General features: G+C 68.0%; 14 protein-coding genes. 7 read left to right on the top strand and 7 right to left on the bottom strand.

Annotated elements, in window-relative coordinates; translation table 11 throughout:
* Positions 1-22 precede the first annotated feature (22 nt).
* Both BRO63_RS13325 and BRO63_RS13320 read right to left on the bottom strand, forming a co-directional pair.
* Positions 23-235: a YbdD/YjiX family protein gene (locus BRO63_RS13325; RefSeq protein WP_088140259.1), complete on the bottom strand. Its 213-nt coding sequence runs from the start codon at positions 233-235 to the stop codon at positions 23-25.
* Between the two features lie 20 nt (positions 236-255).
* A complete protein-coding gene (locus BRO63_RS13320) occupies positions 256-2,337 on the bottom strand; it encodes a carbon starvation CstA family protein (protein WP_088140258.1) in 2,082 nt (693 codons plus the stop codon).
* Between the two features lie 315 nt (positions 2,338-2,652).
* On the opposite strand from BRO63_RS13320, the gene BRO63_RS13315 reads away from it, so the two are divergent.
* From BRO63_RS13315 to pdxR, 7 genes are all read left to right on the top strand, one after another.
* Positions 2,653-4,071 carry a cache domain-containing protein gene (locus BRO63_RS13315; protein WP_088140257.1) on the top strand — a complete coding sequence of 473 codons (1,419 nt, stop codon included), beginning with the start codon at positions 2,653-2,655 and terminating at the stop codon, positions 4,069-4,071.
* A complete protein-coding gene (locus BRO63_RS13310; protein WP_088140256.1) occupies positions 4,068-4,715 on the top strand; it encodes a response regulator in 648 nt (215 codons plus the stop codon). Before BRO63_RS13315 ends, BRO63_RS13310 begins: the two co-directional genes overlap by 4 nt.
* Positions 4,716-4,828: 113 nt before the next feature.
* Positions 4,829-5,374, top strand: a complete 546-nt coding sequence (folE, locus tag BRO63_RS13305; protein WP_088140255.1) for a GTP cyclohydrolase I FolE — start codon at positions 4,829-4,831, stop codon at positions 5,372-5,374.
* Positions 5,375-5,599: 225 nt separating this feature from the next.
* Positions 5,600-6,628, top strand: coding sequence for a taurine ABC transporter substrate-binding protein (gene tauA, locus BRO63_RS13300; RefSeq protein ID WP_088140254.1), 1,029 nt, complete (start codon positions 5,600-5,602; stop codon positions 6,626-6,628).
* A 92-nt stretch (positions 6,629-6,720) separates the two neighbouring features.
* The gene (locus BRO63_RS13295) at positions 6,721-7,554 is read left to right on the top strand and encodes a taurine ABC transporter ATP-binding protein (protein WP_088140253.1); all 834 of its coding nucleotides are present in this window, start codon (positions 6,721-6,723) and stop codon (positions 7,552-7,554) included.
* The gene (locus BRO63_RS13290; RefSeq protein WP_088140252.1) at positions 7,547-8,374 is read left to right on the top strand and encodes an ABC transporter permease subunit; all 828 of its coding nucleotides are present in this window, start codon (positions 7,547-7,549) and stop codon (positions 8,372-8,374) included. The genes BRO63_RS13295 and BRO63_RS13290 overlap by 8 nt, the downstream gene beginning before the upstream one ends.
* Before the next feature lie 107 nt (positions 8,375-8,481).
* A complete protein-coding gene (pdxR, locus tag BRO63_RS13285; protein WP_088140251.1) occupies positions 8,482-10,062 on the top strand; it encodes a MocR-like pyridoxine biosynthesis transcription factor PdxR in 1,581 nt (526 codons plus the stop codon).
* Here the strand turns inward: pdxR and BRO63_RS13280 are convergent.
* The 5 genes from BRO63_RS13280 to BRO63_RS13260 form a co-directional block, all read right to left on the bottom strand.
* Positions 10,042-11,445 carry an NAD(P)/FAD-dependent oxidoreductase gene (locus BRO63_RS13280; protein WP_218824094.1) on the bottom strand — a complete coding sequence of 468 codons (1,404 nt, stop codon included), beginning with the start codon at positions 11,443-11,445 and terminating at the stop codon, positions 10,042-10,044. The genes pdxR and BRO63_RS13280 overlap by 21 nt on opposite strands.
* 46 nt (positions 11,446-11,491) lie before the next feature.
* Positions 11,492-11,884: a nuclear transport factor 2 family protein gene (locus tag BRO63_RS13275; RefSeq protein WP_088140249.1), complete on the bottom strand. Its 393-nt coding sequence runs from the start codon at positions 11,882-11,884 to the stop codon at positions 11,492-11,494.
* Positions 11,885-12,008: 124 nt separating this feature from the next.
* Positions 12,009-12,980: a CobW family GTP-binding protein gene (locus BRO63_RS13270; protein WP_088140248.1), complete on the bottom strand. Its 972-nt coding sequence runs from the start codon at positions 12,978-12,980 to the stop codon at positions 12,009-12,011.
* 1 nt (position 12,981) lies between these two features.
* Complete coding sequence (locus BRO63_RS13265; protein WP_088140247.1) at positions 12,982-14,637, bottom strand: amidohydrolase; 1,656 nt, start codon at positions 14,635-14,637, stop codon at positions 12,982-12,984.
* A gap of 28 nt (positions 14,638-14,665) precedes the next feature.
* Positions 14,666-15,621, bottom strand: a 956-nt coding sequence (locus BRO63_RS13260; protein WP_088140246.1) for an ABC transporter ATP-binding protein, incomplete at its 5' end; no start/stop codon positions are given.

The following is a 15,621-nucleotide window of genomic DNA, read 5'->3' as shown; positions in this document are numbered from 1 at the left end:
TCGCGAACGAGGCCGTTGATCGTCAGCAGCAGCCGATCCGCTTCTTCCCGCCATAGCGCGCATCCTGGCGCTCGCGGAAGAACTCCTCGTAGCTCATCGGCTCCTGGTCAGGATGCGTGCGGCGCATGTGGGCCACATACGTTTCGTAGTCCGGCACGCCGACCATCAGCCGGAGCGTCTGCCCCAGGTAGCGGCCGGCGGCGCCGGCCGCGGAACTCATGTTGCTGAACAGCATGCGTCGTCTCCCTGTTGCGCTCAGTCCGCGCCGGCGGCGGCCGGCAGCGTTTCGTAAGGCATTTCGCGGGCGGTCGGCTTGTTCTCGTCGCGCGCGCGCTGCACCGAGCGCAGGCCGAACACCACGATGCTCACCACCACGAAGATGAAGATCGCGCACAGGCCGGCGTTGATGTAGTCGTTCAACACCACGCGCGACATTTCGCCCAGGGACTTGGCCGGAGCCAGGACCTTGCCTTCGGCGATGGCCGCGTTGTACTTGTCGGCGTGCGCCAGAAAGCTGACGCGCGGGTCGGCGTGGAACAGCTTCTGCCAGCCGGCGGTCAGCGTGCATGCCAAGAGCCACAGCGTCGGCAGCACCGTGACCCAGGCGTAGCGGTCACGCTTCATCTTGAACAGCACCACGGTGCCCAGCGTCAGCGCGATCGCGGCCAGCATCTGGTTGGCGATGCCGAACAGCGGCCACAGCGTGTTGATGCCGCCCAGCGGATCGACCACGCCCTGATACAGGAAGTAGCCCCAGGCCGCCACGCACAAGCCAGTGGCGATCAGGTTGGCGGGCAGCGAGTCGGTGCGCTTGAGCGACGGGGCGAAGGTGCCCAGCAGGTCTTGCAGCATGAAGCGGCCCGCGCGGGTGCCGGCGTCGACAGCGGTCAGGATGAAGAGCGCTTCGAACAGGATGGCGAAGTGGTACCAGAAGGCCATCATGCCCGGGCCGCCGATGGCCTGGTGCAGGATGTGCGCCATGCCCACGGCCAGCGTCGGAGCGCCGCCGGCGCGCGAGATGATGGTGCTTTCGCCCACGTCCTTGGCGGTCTGGATCAGGTCCGCGGGCGTCACCACGAAGCCCCAGCTCGAGACCACTTGGGCGACCTGGTCGGGCGTGGTGCCGATCACGGCCGCCGGACTGTTCATGGCGTAGTAGATGCCCGGCTCGATCACGCAAGCCGCGACCAGCGCCATGATGGCCACGAAGGATTCCATCAGCATGCCGCCGTAACCGATGTAGCGGGCCTGGGTTTCGTTCTCGATCAGCTTGGGCGTGGTGCCCGAGGAGATCAAGGCGTGGAAGCCCGACACCGCGCCGCAGGCGATGGTGATGAAGAGGAACGGGAACAGGTTGCCCGACCACACCGGACCGGAACCGTCGACGAACTGGGTCAGCGCGGGCATCTTCAGCTCGGGCGCGACCACCACGATGCCGATGGCCAGGCCGACGATGGTGCCGATCTTCAGGAAGGTCGACAGGTAGTCGCGCGGGGCCAGCAGCAGCCACACCGGCAGCACCGAAGCGATGAAGCCGTAGACGATCAGGATCCAGGTCAGGCCCTTGCCGTCGAAGTCGAACATGGGGCCGATCACCGGGTGCGCGGCCACGTCCTGGCCGAAGGTGATGGCGGCCATCAGGCCGACGAAGCCGATGATGGACACTTCGCCGATCTTGCCCGGACGGATGTAGCGCAGGTACACGCCCATGAACAGCGCGATGGGAATGGTCGCGGCCACCGTGAAGGTGCCCCAGGGCGAGTGCGTCAGCGCCTTGACCACAATCAGCGCCAGCACGGCCAGGATGATGACCATGATCATGAAGGCGCCGAACAGCGCGATCACGCCCGGGATCTTGCCCAGTTCGGACTTGACCAGGTCACCCAGCGAACGGCCGTCGCGGCGGGTCGAGATGAAGAGGATGGTGAAGTCCTGCACGGCGCCGGCGAACACCACGCCGGCCAGGATCCACAGCATGCCCGGCAGATAGCCCATCTGCGCGGCCAGCACCGGGCCCACCAGCGGACCGGCGCCGGCGATGGCTGCGAAGTGGTGGCCGAACAGCACGTGCTTGTTGGTGGGCACGTAGTCCAGGCCGTCGTTGTGCTTCCATGCCGGCGTCATGCGCGTCGGATCCAGCTGGAAGACGTTCTTGGCGATGAAGCGGCTGTAGTAACGGTATGCGATCAAGTACACGCATACGGCGGCGATCACCACCCATAGCGCATTGATGGTCTCCCCTCTGGCCAGCGCCACGGTGCCCAGCGCGAACGCGCCCAGTACCGCAACCGCCAGCCAGACCAGGTGCTGACCCAGTCCCTTACTGCTGGTTTGCATAAGTGCTCCTCTAGCCTCCCGCCATGCTTTTGGCGTGAAACGCTTTTATCGTCCCGCGGAAGGCAGACTCATTGTTGTGGGGTGGCGGACGCGCGCGCGTCCACGCAGCGCCGTGTCGACGCGGACGCTAGTATTTCGTTTTGACCACGCAGCAACAAGCGCGAAACTACGCAATTCCGCTACGTGTTACTACGCAATGCGCCGCAGCATGATTTAGCGGAAACCGTAAAATCACGGCTGAATTCTCCCGACCCTGATAGCGGCACGCCAAATGCTGCGTTGCAATATTCGCACCCGCGCTGATACAAATCCTTTATGAAGCTGCGCCTCAAAATCCTGCTGCTTGCCGCAGTGCCCCTGCTGGTGGCCGTCGCCGCCATCACGGTGGCCGTCTACGTGCAGGGCCTGCAGCTGGCGCAGCGCGAAAAGCAGGTGGTGGAAAACGCCTGGCTGGCCAGCAAGGAAGGCGAGCTGCGCCACTACGTGAACCTGGCCTACAGCGCCATCGCGCCCCTGCAGGCCGCGGCCGACGATGACGCCACCCGCCAGCGCGCGCTGGACCTGCTGGCGCAGATGGAATTCGGCCACGACGGCTACTTTTTCGTCTACGACCTGAAAGGCAAGAACCTGATGCACCCGCGCCAGCCGGAACTGGTTGGACAGGACCTCTGGGAGCTGCGCGACACCAAGGGCCAGGCCGTCATCCAGAACCTGCTGACCGCCGCCCGGCGCGGCGGCCAGGACGGCGAAGCGGTGCACTACCTGTGGGAAAAACCTTCCACCCACCAGACCGAGGAAAAGCTCGGTTATGTGGTGGTGCTGGAGCGCTGGGGCTGGATGCTGGGCACCGGCATCTACCTGGACGACGTGCAGCAGGCGCTAGAGCGCATCGACGCCGCCGCCCAGGCCAATATCCGCGACATGTTCGCCTGGGTGGCCGGCATCGCCGCCGTGTCCATCCTGGGCGTGGCCGCCTGCGGGTTGGCCTTGAACATCAGCGACCACCGGCAGTCCGACGCCAAGCTGCGGCTGATGGCAAGGCAACTGGTGCGTTCGCAGGAAGACGAGCGCGCCCGGCTCTCGCGCGAACTACATGACGGCATCAGCCAGGTGCTGGTGTCGATCAAGCTGTCGCTGGAAGCGGCGCGGGAACGGCTGCGGCAGACCTTGCCGGCCGAGCCGCGCGCGCTGGCCCACATCGACACCCCGCTGGGCGGCGCGCTGGACCGGTTGAACACCGCCGTGGGCGAAGTCCGGCGCATTTCGCACAATCTGCGGCCCACGCTGCTGGATGACCTGGGGCTGCCGGCGGCACTCGAACATCTGGGGCGCGAGTTCGCCATTCCCAGCCAGGATGGCGCTGCGCCGCTGGCCGTGCGCCTGCATACCGCCGGGCAGCCGGTGAAGCTGCCCGAGGCCTACGCCACCGCCCTGTTCCGCGTCACCCAGGAAGCGCTGACCAACGTCATCCGCCACGCCGGCGCCACCCGCGCCGACCTGACGCTGGCCTATTCCCCGCGCGACCTGCGCCTGACCATCGCCGACGACGGCCGCGGCTTCGACTATGCCGAGGTGCAGCAGGATCCGCGCCGCGGCATCGGCCTGCGCAATATGCGCGAACGCATGAACGCGCTGTCCGGCACGCTGACTTTCCGCTCCACCACCCAGGGCACGGTCCTGCAAGCCTGGCTGCCGCTGCCTGCCGCCCCCCTTCCCGCGAGTCCCGAAGCATGAACGACGCCATCCGCTTGCTGCTGATCGACGACCACCCCCTGGTGCGGGACGGGCTGCGGCTGCGCCTGGAAACCGTGCCGCAGCTGCAGGTGGTGGGCGAAGCCGGCAACGCCGCCGCCGCCCAGGCCTTCCTGGCCGCCTGCCTGGCCGAGGACCCGCAGGGCGGCACCCTGCCGCACCTGGCGCTGATGGACCTGAACATGCCGGGCGTGGGCGGGCTGGAGCTGACCGCCCTGCTGCACGAGCGCTACCCGCAAATCGCGGTGCTGGTGCTGTCCATGCACGACAACCCCGAATACATGGTGCAAGCCGTCAAGGCCGGCGCGCGCGGCTACCTGCTGAAGGACGAGCCGGCGCAGGAAATCGTCACCGCCATCGGCGCGGTCATGGCGGGCCGCAGCTATTTCAGCGCGGCGGTGGCGGTGCGCCTGTCGCAGGCCACGGCGCCGGCCACCATGCTGACGCAGCGCGAACGCGACGTGCTGCGCCATATCGCCAGCGGCGAGGCCAACAAGCAGATCGCGCAGGCGCTGGGGCTATCGGTGCGCACGGTGGAGACCCATCGCCTGAACATCAAGCGCAAGCTGGGCATAGACGGCCAGGCGGAGCTGATCAAGTACGCCGTCGAAAACCGTGGGGTCTGACCCGGGCCTGGACCTGAGCCCGGCCTGATCGTTTTCCCGCGCTGCGGTAGACTTGCAGCACTACGCTACACACAGTAAAGCGCCGCAACCAGCGCCGCTCCCAGGAGTCCCCGATGTCATTGGAAAAGCACTACACCGCCATTCTCGAACAACTAGGGGAAGATCCGTCCCGCGAAGGGCTGGCCGACACGCCGGCGCGCGCGGCCAAGGCCATGCGCCACCTGTGCCGCGGCTACGACCAGAACCTGGACGAAATCGTCAACGGCGCGCTGTTCACCTCCGACACGCGCGAGATCGTGTTGGTCAAGAACATCGAGCTCTACTCGCTCTGTGAGCACCACATGCTGCCCTTCATCGGCAAGGCGCACGTGGCCTACCTGCCCAACGGCAAGGTGCTGGGCCTGTCCAAGGTCGCGCGCATCGTCGAGATGTACGCGCGCCGCCTGCAGATACAGGAAAACCTCAGCCGCCAGGTGGCCGAGGCCGTGCAGTCCGTGACCGGCGCCGCCGGCGTGGCCGTGGTCATCGAAGCCCAGCACATGTGCATGATGATGCGCGGCGTGGAAAAGCAGAACTCGTCCATGGTCACCTCGGTCATGCTGGGCGAATTCCACGACAACCCGTCGACCCGGGCCGAATTCCTCAGCCTCATCCGCTAGCCGGATCCCCCTTCCCTCTTTTGGCGCATGTCGCGGGCCGCCTCGCCGGCCGCACCCCGCCGCGCCGGCCGCGCCAGTCCTGGCGTCGCCGGCACGGCGGGGGGGCCCGGTCCGTTTTTGGCTCCTACTGATTAGGACATCTGGCTCTAGCGTTCTGGCTCCATCCGGGCAAACTGGCTTCAGCCGGCCGCGCCGGAGCGTGGCCGTTCCCTCCCGGAGATCTCCATGAACGCGATATTCCGCCTCATCCGCCGCTGCACCCTGGCCGGCCTGGCCGCCGCGCTGTTGGCCGCTCCCGCCTATGCCCAGACCAAGCTGGTGGTCGGCTACCAGTTGATCGTGGGGCCATTCCTGACAGCGATCGCCGACGGCAGTTTCGACAAGGCATTGAAGGACGCCGGCTACCAGGTGGACTGGCGCCAGTTCACCTCTGGCGGCGACATTTCCACCGCGCTGGCTTCCGGCAACGTGCCGGTCGGCGTGCTGGGCTCCACCGGCATCACCGCGGCCGCCACCCGCGGCGTCGACATGGAGCTGTTCTGGATCCTGGACAACATCGGCAAATCCGAGGCGCTGGTGGCGCGCAACGGCTCCGGCATCAACAGCACGGCCGACCTGAAGGGCAAGCGGGTCGCCACGCCCTTCGTCTCCACCTCCCACTTCCACCTGCTGGTCGGGCTGGAACAGGTCTGGAAGATCAGCCCGCGCGACGTGCGTATCCTGAACATGCAGCCGCCGCAGATCGTGGCCGCCTGGCAGCGCGGCGACATCGACGCCGCCTACGTCTGGCCGCCCGCGCTAACCGAGATCGCCAAGACCGGCAAGATCATCGCCGACTCGGAACAGATCGGTAAGGCCAGCGTGCCGACCTTCGACGGTATCGTGGTCGACCGCGCCTGGGCCGCCAAGAATCCCAAGTTCATGGCCGCCTTCACCAGCGTATTGGCCAAGTCCTATGCGGACTACCGCGCCAACAGCGCCAAGTGGACGGCAGACTCGCCGCAGGTCAAGAGCATCGTCAAGCTGATCGGCGGCAAGCCCGAGGACATGGTCGAGGCGCTGCAGCTGCTGGTCTTCCCGACCGTGCAGGAACAGGCCTCCAATGTCTGGTTGGGCGGCGGCAAGGAGTCGGGCGCCGCGCGCGCCTTCGCGGCCAGCGCCAACTTCCTGAAGGACCAGAAGCAGATCGACCGCGCTCTGGCCGACTACAGCCCGCACGTCACGGACAAGTACGCCAAGGCGGCCGAGAAGTAAGGGGCGCTTGCGGCCAAGGCGGCCCGTGCGGCGCCGCCTGCCTCGCGCCACGCAGGGCTGCGCGCAGCCCGTCGCAACCTAGGGGAGCCGGCATGACCATGCAGTCCTCGTCCGCCACGCAAAGCCTGTGCGCGGAGAAAGTCAGCGTCACCTACCCCGGCTTGCACGAAAGCGGGCCGGTCATCGCGCTGCAGAACGTCAACCTGACCATCCAGCCCGGCGAGTTCGTCGTGGCGCTGGGCGCCTCGGGCTGCGGCAAGACCACCTTGCTCAGCCTGCTGGCCGGGTTCCTGTCGCCCACCGAGGGCGAGATCACGCTGGGCGGCCGGCCCATCGTGGGTCCCGGCGCCGACCGCGGCGTGGTGTTCCAGAAGCACGCCCTGCTGCCCTGGCTGAACGTGCTGGAGAACACCGAGTTCGGCCTGAAGCTGCAAGGCGTGGACAAGGAAACCCGCCGTGCCCGCGCCCGCCGCAATCTGGAACTGGTGGGCCTGCAGGACTTCCACCGCCACATGATCTACCAGTTGTCGGGCGGCATGCAGCAGCGCGTGGGCATTGCCCGCGCGCTGACCTGCAACCCCGCCATGCTGCTGATGGACGAGCCCATGGCGGCGCTGGACGCGCTGACCCGCGAGACCATCCAGGAGCTGCTGCTGGACATCTGGCGGCAGACCAACAAGATGTTCTTCTTCATCACGCACAGCGTGGAGGAAGCGCTGTTTCTGGGTTCGCGGCTGATCGTCATGTCGCCCCGCCCGGGCCGCATCACGCATACCTTCACGCCGGACTTCAACCGGCGCTACCTGGAGACCCGCGATGGCCGCAGCATCAAATCCAGTCCCGACTTCATCGCCATGCGCGAACAAGTCCTTGGCATCATCTATGGCGACGAACGAGCCTCCTCCCCCCAAGGCTTCCATGGCTAGCAGCCGCCCGGGACACAAGCCCGCCGCGCCGGGCAAGGTCTACGGCGCGCCGGGCGCGGGCTACAGCGGCCACATCAGCCTGATCACCAGCCTGGCGCTGCTGGGGCTGTGGTTCCTGGTGACCAGCGCCGGCTGGGTGCGGCCGCTGTTCCTGCCTTCGCCCCTGGCCGTGTACGACAAGTTCGTCTCGGCCATGACCGACGGCGTGGCCAACTCCACGCTTACCGAACATGCGCTGGCCAGCCTGTCGCGGGTGTTCGGCGCCTTTTTCCTGGCCTGCGTGACCGCCATTCCCGTCGGCATCCTGATGGGCGTGAACCGCTACGCGCGCGGCATCTTCGATCCGCCCATCGAGTTCTACCGTCCGCTGCCGCCGCTGGCCTATCTGCCGCTCATCATCATCTGGTTCGGCATCGGCGAATTCCCCAAGGTCCTGCTGATCTACCTGGCGATTTTCGCGCCCATGGCGATCGCGGCCCGCGCCGGCGTGCGCTCGGTGTCGATCGAACAGATCCACGCCGCCTACGCCATGGGCGGCACGCCCGCGCAGGTGGTCTGGCACGTGATCCTGAAGGCCGCCATGCCGGAAATCTTCACGGGCATGCGGATCGGCATCGGCGTGGGCTGGACCACGCTGGTGGCCGCCGAAATGGTGGCCGCCGACCGCGGCCTGGGCTTCATGGTGCTCAACGCCGCCCAGTTCCTGGCCAGCGACACCGTCATCATGGGCATCATCGTGATCGGCGTGTTCGCCTTCGCCTTCGACCTGCTGGTCCGTTATCTGGAGAAATTCGCCATCCCCTGGAAGGGACGGGTCTGAAACGCGCCCGGGCAATCCCTCATTTCGTCCCCCATCCGGCTCCTCTATCCTCAGGAACGGCGCCTGCGCAGCGGCTATCGGCTGCGCGGCCTAGACAAGGAGCCGTCATGTCCAGCCAGGCCTCGATGCTCAAGCCTGTGTTGTGGGAGCGCCTGTTCGAACGCGAAAGCGCGCCCAACCTGAGCCTGCAAGGATGCGTGCGCCAGATGCTGGTGTCCGCCATCCTGAGCGGCCACCTGCCGCCCGGCACGCCGGTGCCGTCCAGCCGGCATCTGGCCGACCAGTTGCGCATCGCGCGCAATACCGTGGTGTTCGCCTACCAGCAACTGGTGAGCGAGGGCTATCTGGTGTCGCGCGAACGCAGCGGCCACTTCGTCAGCGACACCGTGATGCGCGGCCACTCCGGGCCGGCGGCCGACGCGCAGCCGGCGGATGACGGCGGCGCGCCCGGCGTGCGCTGGGAAGAGCGCCTGCGCTTTCGCCCATCCCGGCAGCGCAACATCACCAAGCCGCGCGACTGGCAGAAGCAGCCCTACCCCTTTGTCTACGCGCAGTTCGACCAGGACCTGTTTCCCACCGCGGAATGGCGCGAATGCTGTATCAAGGCCCTGTCCGTGCTGGACATCCGCAGTTGGGCGCCCGACCTCATCACCCACGACGACCCCGCGCTGATCGAGCAGATCCGCACCCAGGTCCTGCCCAGGCGCGGCGTCTGGGCCGACGCCGAGGAAATCGTCATCACCGTGGGCGCGCAGCATGCGCTCTACCTGCTGGCCGACCTGCTGGTCAACGAGGACACCGTGGTCGGCATGGAAGACCCCGGCTACCCTGACGCCCGCAACATCTTCGCCAGCCATACGCGCAACCTGCTGCCCCTGCCGGTGGACGAACAAGGGCTGTGCACCGGCACCCATCTGCTGGGCTGCGACTACATCTTCGTCACGCCCGGGCACCAGTGCCCCACCACGGTGACACTATCGCCGGAGCGCCGCCAGAACCTGCTGACGCTGGCGCGCCAGGCCGACAGCCTGATCATCGAGGACGACTTCGAAAGCGAGAGCCGCTGGGGCGAAGGCGCGATTCCCGCCTTGAAGAGCCTGGACCGCGACGGCCGCGTGATCTATGTGGGCAGCCTGGCCAAGTCCTTCGCCCCGGGCCTGCGCATCGGCTACATCGTGGCGCCGCGCGAACTCACCGCGGAACTGCGCGCCCTGCGCCGCCTGATGCTGCGGCATCCTTCGGCCTACATCCAGCGGGCGTTTTCGCTCTTCATTTCGCTGGGCCACCACCATTCGCTGCTGCGCCGGCAATCCCAGGCCTACCAGGAACGCGGCACCGAGCTGGCCCGCGCGCTGGCGCGGCATCTGCCCGATTTCAAGGTCATCCCCATTACCGGGTCCTCGTCCTGCTGGCTGCAAGGGCCGCCCTGGCTCAACGCCTGCGAGCTATCCGAGGCGGCGCTGGCCGAAGGCGTGGTGGTGGAGCCCGGCGACGTCTTCTTCATGAACGGCGCCGACGCGCCGCGCAACTTCCTGCGGGTCGGCTTCACCTCGATCCGGCCAGAACACATCGAGCCGGGGATCGCCAGGCTGGCCAAGGTGGTCGACCGCTACCGCGACCGCGCCGCCGACGGCAAGCAGGCCCCGCAGGGCCCGGACTTGCACGCGCTAGAGCACTTCGTCTCTTAGGTAGTACCAGCGGTACAGCAGGCCCTGGCCCAGCCTGCGGAACGGCGCGAACATATGCCCCGGCAAGGGCGAGTCATAGATCGGCAGGTCCCAGGACACGCCGTCCTTGCCCATCATGCGCTGCGCCAGGCGTTTGCCGGCGTGGGCCGAGAACGCCACCCCATTGCCGCCGTAGCCGAAGGCGTAATAGACCGGCTGCGCCGGGTCGGGTTGCGTCACGCGCGGCATCATGTCGTGGCTCACGTCCACCCAACCCCACCAGGAATAATCCACATCCACACCCGCCAGCGTGGGGAACTTGCGCGCCAGGCCTTCGCGCAGCAGCGCCAAGTGGCGCGGATGCTGCGCGTCTGCGCCGCGCAAGGCGCTGCGGCTGCCGATCTGCATGCGGCCGTCGGGCAGCAGGCGGTAGTAGAAGCGCAGGGTCCGCGTGTCGGTGATGAACACCGTGCTCTTGAGGCCCGCAGCGTCGCGTTCCGCCGGCGTCAGCACCCGCGTCACCAGCGAGTTCGACAGCACGGGCATGATGCGGTTGTCCAGCAGGCGGTTGACGCCTTGCGCGGTATAGCCGCCAGTGGCGAACGCCACGCGCCGCGCGCGCACGTAGCCGTTGGGCGTCTGCAGCCGCACGCCGCCGTTCTCGGCGCGCCAGCCCAGCACCGGGCTGCCTGGATGGATACGCACGCCGAGCGCCCGCGCCTGCCGCATATAGCCGTAGGCAAGCTTCAGCGGATGCACGCCCACGCCGTCCGGCTCGTGCATCGCGCCGACTGCCTCGCGGTCGTACACGTAGCGCTCGCGCAGTTCCTCCCGGCTCAGCATCCTGGCGTCATAGCCGAACACCTCGCGCATCACGCGGGCTTCGTTTTCCAGGAACGCCATCTTCTTCTGGCGGTGCGCCGTGTACAGGTGGCCGCCCGGCTGCGCGTCGCAATCGACCTGGGCCACCAGGCTCTTCCAATATTCGAAGCCTTCGCGGATTTCCGCGTCCAGGCGCTTGGCCGTCGCCAGGCCCCAGCGCGCTATCCATTGCGAGCGGTACAGGCGGCCGGACGCGTTCTGGCCTTGCCCGCCGTTGCGGCTGGTGCAGCCCCACACCGCGCGGTTGGCTTCCAGCACCACGGCCTTCACGCCGAAATCGCGCGCCAGCGTCAGCGCGGCCGACAGGCCGGTAAAACCCGAGCCCACGATCACCACGTCGGCGTCGATGTCGCCGTTGACGGGACCGTCGTCCTCGGGCGGCTCGCCGGCGGTCGCGACCCAGTAGGTCGGCGCGTAGTCTTGCCCGCGGCCGGGCGGGGACACCAGCGGATCGTAGGCCGGGTTGTAGGCGCTGATCGCCGTCCGGCCAGCGGGGGCCGGACCTACAGGTTGGAAGGACATTTGAGTATCCATGCGGCGTTCCGGTTGCAGGGGGCGGGAGGCGTCCTCAACCGCGGGCCGGCAAGGCCGGGCGCTGCTTGCGGTAGGCGTTCTTCACGCGGATCTTGCCGTCCTGGAAGGTGAAGACGTCCACCATGTCCGCCTCCACGCGGGAGCCGTCGGCGGCGGTGCCGGTAAAGGTCGATTCGGATACGCCGCGGTCGCCAGCGACCCAATGCGTGCCGTTCTGCCACTGCGCGTCGGGAAAATTCGCCCAGGCCGCGGCGAAGGCGGCACGCACTGCCTCGCGGCCTTCGTGCCGCGCGCCCCACCGCTCGGGGCCGGCCACGGTCTCGAACACGCAGTCGTCGCTCATGAAGGACATCAGGGCGTCGATATCGTGGCGGTTCCAGGCCGCCGCGAATTCGGCCAGCATGTCCGCGGTGACGGTCTTCTGCATCGCATACCTCCGGTAGACGCGAGCGCAACGCGCGCCAGCATTCAGGACCTAAGGTAAGTGAGCCCCCAGGCAGGGTCTAGAACCAGAAGCGGGAAATCGCTTGCACCAGAAGCTTGCTCGACCATCAAACAGCGGCCGGCGCCAACCAGGCGTCCATGCAGTCGGGATCGACAGCGCCACGCATGCCTATCAGCACCAGCGCTGGCTCGTCCAGATCCGCGGGCGGCCTGGCCTGCGTGTCGTAGCGCACGCGCCGGCCCGCCAGTTGCACCAGCACCAGGCCATGCCGGTCGGTGCGCACCCAGCCCTTGGCGCGCAGCAGTTGCCTGGGCGCGTCGCGCAGCCGGCTGGCGAGCTGGTCGGCGTCGAGCAGCGCGGGCGCGCGCCACAGCCAGCTCTGGAACGGATGATCGGGGTCATCGGGCGTCGCGGCGTGGACGTGGCCCGCATGGCTGCAAGCGCCGCTGGCGCATTCATGCGCGAGGCTGCAAGACCCGCCTTCGCCCAGCAGATGGCGCAGGTCCACGCGCCCTTCGCGCGTCTCGATCATCGCGGCCCCGCGCGTCGCCGCGTGCAGCCACAGGCGCAGCGACGGCAGTTCCTCGGCAGGAACCAGATCGGTCTTGTTCAGCACCAGCAGATCGGCCGCCTTGAACTGGCGGTCCAAGGTATCGGCCAGCAAGGGGTCCGCCGCCAGCGCGCGCACATTCGCGGCATCGGCCAGCACCACCACGCCCTCCAACTGCAGCAGGGGATCGGACATGCCGACCTGCGCGATGCGCCCCGGATCCGACACGCCGCTGGCCTCGATCACGATCCATTCGGGCAAGGGATCCAGCGCCAGCACGCGCGCCAGGGCGTCGTCCAGGCCGCCCGCCATCGAACAGCAGACGCAGCCGTTTGCCAGCCTGATCACCTGGTCGCTGCGTTGCGCGATCAGTCCGGCGTCGATATCGATCGGACCGAAGTCATTGACCAGGACCGCCGCGCGGCGCCGGCTACGGGACAACACGTGATTGAGCAGGCTGGTCTTGCCGGCGCCCAAGAACCCGCCCACCACGGTCAGCGCGATGCGCGGTGCGCCCTGCGGCGCCATCTCAGGCCTCCCGCAGCGGCAAGGGCCGGCCGCCGATGACCGTGCCCAGCACGCGCACGTCCTTCAGCTGTTCCGGCGCCACCTCCAGCGGATCGTCCTGCAGCACACAGAAATCCGCATGCTTGCCGATCTCGATGGAGCCGACCAGGTGATCCAGGTGCAAGGTGTAGGCCGCGCCCAGCGTGACGGCATGCAAGGCCGCTTCCACGCCGATGCGCTCGGACTCCCCCAGCACCTTGCCCGACGAGGTCTGGCGGTTGACGGCGCACCAGGCCGTGAACAGCGGCGCCAGCGGCGTGATGGGCGCGTCCGAATGGATGGAGAACGGCACGCCGGCGCGCGCGGCGGATGCGCAGGCGTCCATGCGCTTGGCCCGGTCCGGCCCCATGGTCAGGGCATGGTGCGCATCGCCCCAGTAGAAGATGTGGTTGGCGAAGAGATTGGCGCACATGCCCAGGCTGGCCATGCGCCGGAACTGCGCCGCGTCGGCCATCTGGCAGTGCTGCAAGGTGTGCCGGTGATCGCGCCGCGGGCTGCGGCGCAAGGCGCGATCCACCGCGTCGATGGCGAGCTCGGTGGCTTCGTCGCCATTGGTATGGATGTGCAGCTGCACCCCGGCGTCGTGGTAGGTCTGCACCATCGCGTCCAGCTCCGCCGGCGCAATCACCCAGATGCCGTTGGGCGCGCCGTTGTAATAGCCCGGCCAGCGCAGCCGGGCGGTAAAGCCCTGGATCGAACCGTCCACCACCAGCTTGACCATGCCCAGATGCAGCTTGTCGTTGTTCAGGCGCCGGGCCTCGGCCAGCTTGGCCAGGCAGCGCGCGGGATCGCCGGCGTAGGTCAAAGCGGAGGCGGCCGGCACGATGCGCACCGGATAGTCCGGCTCGGCGGTGATGCGGGCCAGCGTCGCCAGGCCCTCGTCGCCCAGCTCGTTGACCAGGTCGGTGGCGGTGGTGACGCCCGCCCACTGCGCCACCTTGCCGAACATGCGCAGGCCTTCTTCCGATACGCCCACCGTGCGGAACGGGCTGCCGATCAGGCGCATGACGGGGAACATGGCCGCGAACTCGCAGAGCTCGCCGCTGGGGCGCCCGTCCTCCATGCGCGTCACGCCCTCGATGTCGGTGTCGCGGTCTATGCCGGCGCGCGCCAGCATGGGCGTGTTCACGTTCATCAGGTGCATGCTGGCATGCATGACCACCACGGGCCGCTCGGCGGATACCGCGTCCAGGTCCTGTACGCGCATGCGCGCGCCGTCGAAGAAAATCGGATCGAAGCCCCAGCCTATCAGCGTCTCGCCGGGCGCCAGGACGCGCTCGGCCTCGCGCAGCCGAGCGGCCACTGCATCGAAGCTCTTCAAGCCTTCCCACAAGCGGCCATCGGGTCCGCGCCGGTCATAGAAGCCCACGTACACGAACTTCCACATGCCGCCCTCCGGCAGATGGCAATGCCCTTCGACCAGGCCCGGCATGAGCACTTTGTCGGCATAGCGCTCGTCGAGATCGGCGGGGCCCCAGCCCGCCAGCTCGTCGCGGTTGCCCACGCCCAGGATGCGGCCCTCGCGCACCGCCACATGCGTGGCGCGGGGCTGCATCGGATTCATGGTCAGGATGCTGCGCGCGGCATAGATCGTGGTTCGGGCGCGGGTCTGGGTCATCGGTCTGTCCTTCTATCGGAGAGTGGATTCATCCCTGCAACGGCGACACCAGGACGCCGTCGCGGGACTCGACGAAATGGCAGGCCACACGGTGGCCTGGCGCGACCTCGCGCAAGGCCGGCTCGCGCGTGGCGCAGAGCGGCTGCGCGGCCGGGCAGCGTCCGGCAAAACGGCAGCCCGGCGGCGGATCGACCGGACTGGGCGGATCGCCCGCCAGCCGCACGCGGCGTGCGGCCAGCTCGCGCCCGCCCTTCACGGTCGGCACCGCCGACATCAGGGCGACGCTGTAGGGATGCAGCGGACGCGTGAAGAAGGCATTGCGCGAGGCCTGTTCGATGATCTTTCCCAGGTACATGACGGCGATGTCGTCGCAGATGTGCTCGACCACCGCCATGTCGTGCGAAATGAACAGGAACGACTGCCCCTGCTCGCGCTGGATGCGCCGCAGCAGGTTCAGGATCTGCGCGCGGATCGCGATATCCAGGGCCGACACCGGCTCGTCGCAGACGATCAGGTCCGGCGCGCTGGCCAGGGCCCGGGCCACGTTCAGCCGCTGCCGCTGTCCGCCGGAAAACTGGTGCGGAAACAGCTGCCGCTGTTCCGGCCGCAGGCCCACCAGCTCGAACATGCGGGCCACGCGCGCCTCGCGTCCGCCGGGCGGATCGATGCCCATCAGGTCCAGCGGCGCACGCACGATGTCGCCCGCCCGCTGGCGCGGATTGAGCGAGGAATACGGATCCTGGAACACCAACTGCACGCGGCGGCGCATGCGGCGCAGGGCCGAGCCGCTCAGCGCCGTCATGTCCGTACCGTCGAAGTGGATGGAGCCCGCGGTCGGGTCCGCCAGCCGCAGCACGGACAAGGCCGTGGTGGTCTTGCCCGAACCCGACTCGCCCACGATCGCCAGGGTGCGGCCGCGCTGCAGCTCGAAGGACACGCCGTCCACGGCCTTCACGACCACCGGCTTGCCGTCGCGGCCGCGCC

This window comes from Achromobacter xylosoxidans (genome assembly GCF_002192695.1).
Lineage (GTDB): Bacteria > Pseudomonadota > Gammaproteobacteria > Burkholderiales > Burkholderiaceae_B > Achromobacter > Achromobacter xylosoxidans_C.
The sequence above is the reverse complement of the archived record's forward strand: the minus strand, read 5'-3'. Positions and strand labels throughout refer to the sequence as shown.

Coding starts and splice junctions, on each gene's coding strand:
- BRO63_RS13315 (WP_088140257.1), top strand. CDS start 2,653: ATGAAGCTGCGCCTCAAAATCCTGCTGCTTGCCGCAGTGCCCCTGCTG.
- BRO63_RS13265 (WP_088140247.1), bottom strand. CDS start 14,637: ATGACCCAGACCCGCGCCCGAACCACGATCTATGCCGCGCGCAGCATC.
- BRO63_RS13280 (WP_218824094.1), bottom strand. CDS start 11,445: ATGTCCTTCCAACCTGTAGGTCCGGCCCCCGCTGGCCGGACGGCGATC.
- folE (WP_088140255.1), top strand. CDS start 4,829: ATGTCATTGGAAAAGCACTACACCGCCATTCTCGAACAACTAGGGGAA.
- pdxR (WP_088140251.1), top strand. CDS start 8,482: ATGTCCAGCCAGGCCTCGATGCTCAAGCCTGTGTTGTGGGAGCGCCTG.
- BRO63_RS13270 (WP_088140248.1), bottom strand. CDS start 12,980: ATGGCGCCGCAGGGCGCACCGCGCATCGCGCTGACCGTGGTGGGCGGG.
- BRO63_RS13275 (WP_088140249.1), bottom strand. CDS start 11,884: ATGCAGAAGACCGTCACCGCGGACATGCTGGCCGAATTCGCGGCGGCC.
- BRO63_RS13310 (WP_088140256.1), top strand. CDS start 4,068: ATGAACGACGCCATCCGCTTGCTGCTGATCGACGACCACCCCCTGGTG.
- BRO63_RS13295 (WP_088140253.1), top strand. CDS start 6,721: ATGACCATGCAGTCCTCGTCCGCCACGCAAAGCCTGTGCGCGGAGAAA.
- BRO63_RS13320 (WP_088140258.1), bottom strand. CDS start 2,337: ATGCAAACCAGCAGTAAGGGACTGGGTCAGCACCTGGTCTGGCTGGCG.
- BRO63_RS13290 (WP_088140252.1), top strand. CDS start 7,547: ATGGCTAGCAGCCGCCCGGGACACAAGCCCGCCGCGCCGGGCAAGGTC.
- BRO63_RS13325 (WP_088140259.1), bottom strand. CDS start 235: ATGCTGTTCAGCAACATGAGTTCCGCGGCCGGCGCCGCCGGCCGCTAC.
- tauA (WP_088140254.1), top strand. CDS start 5,600: ATGAACGCGATATTCCGCCTCATCCGCCGCTGCACCCTGGCCGGCCTG.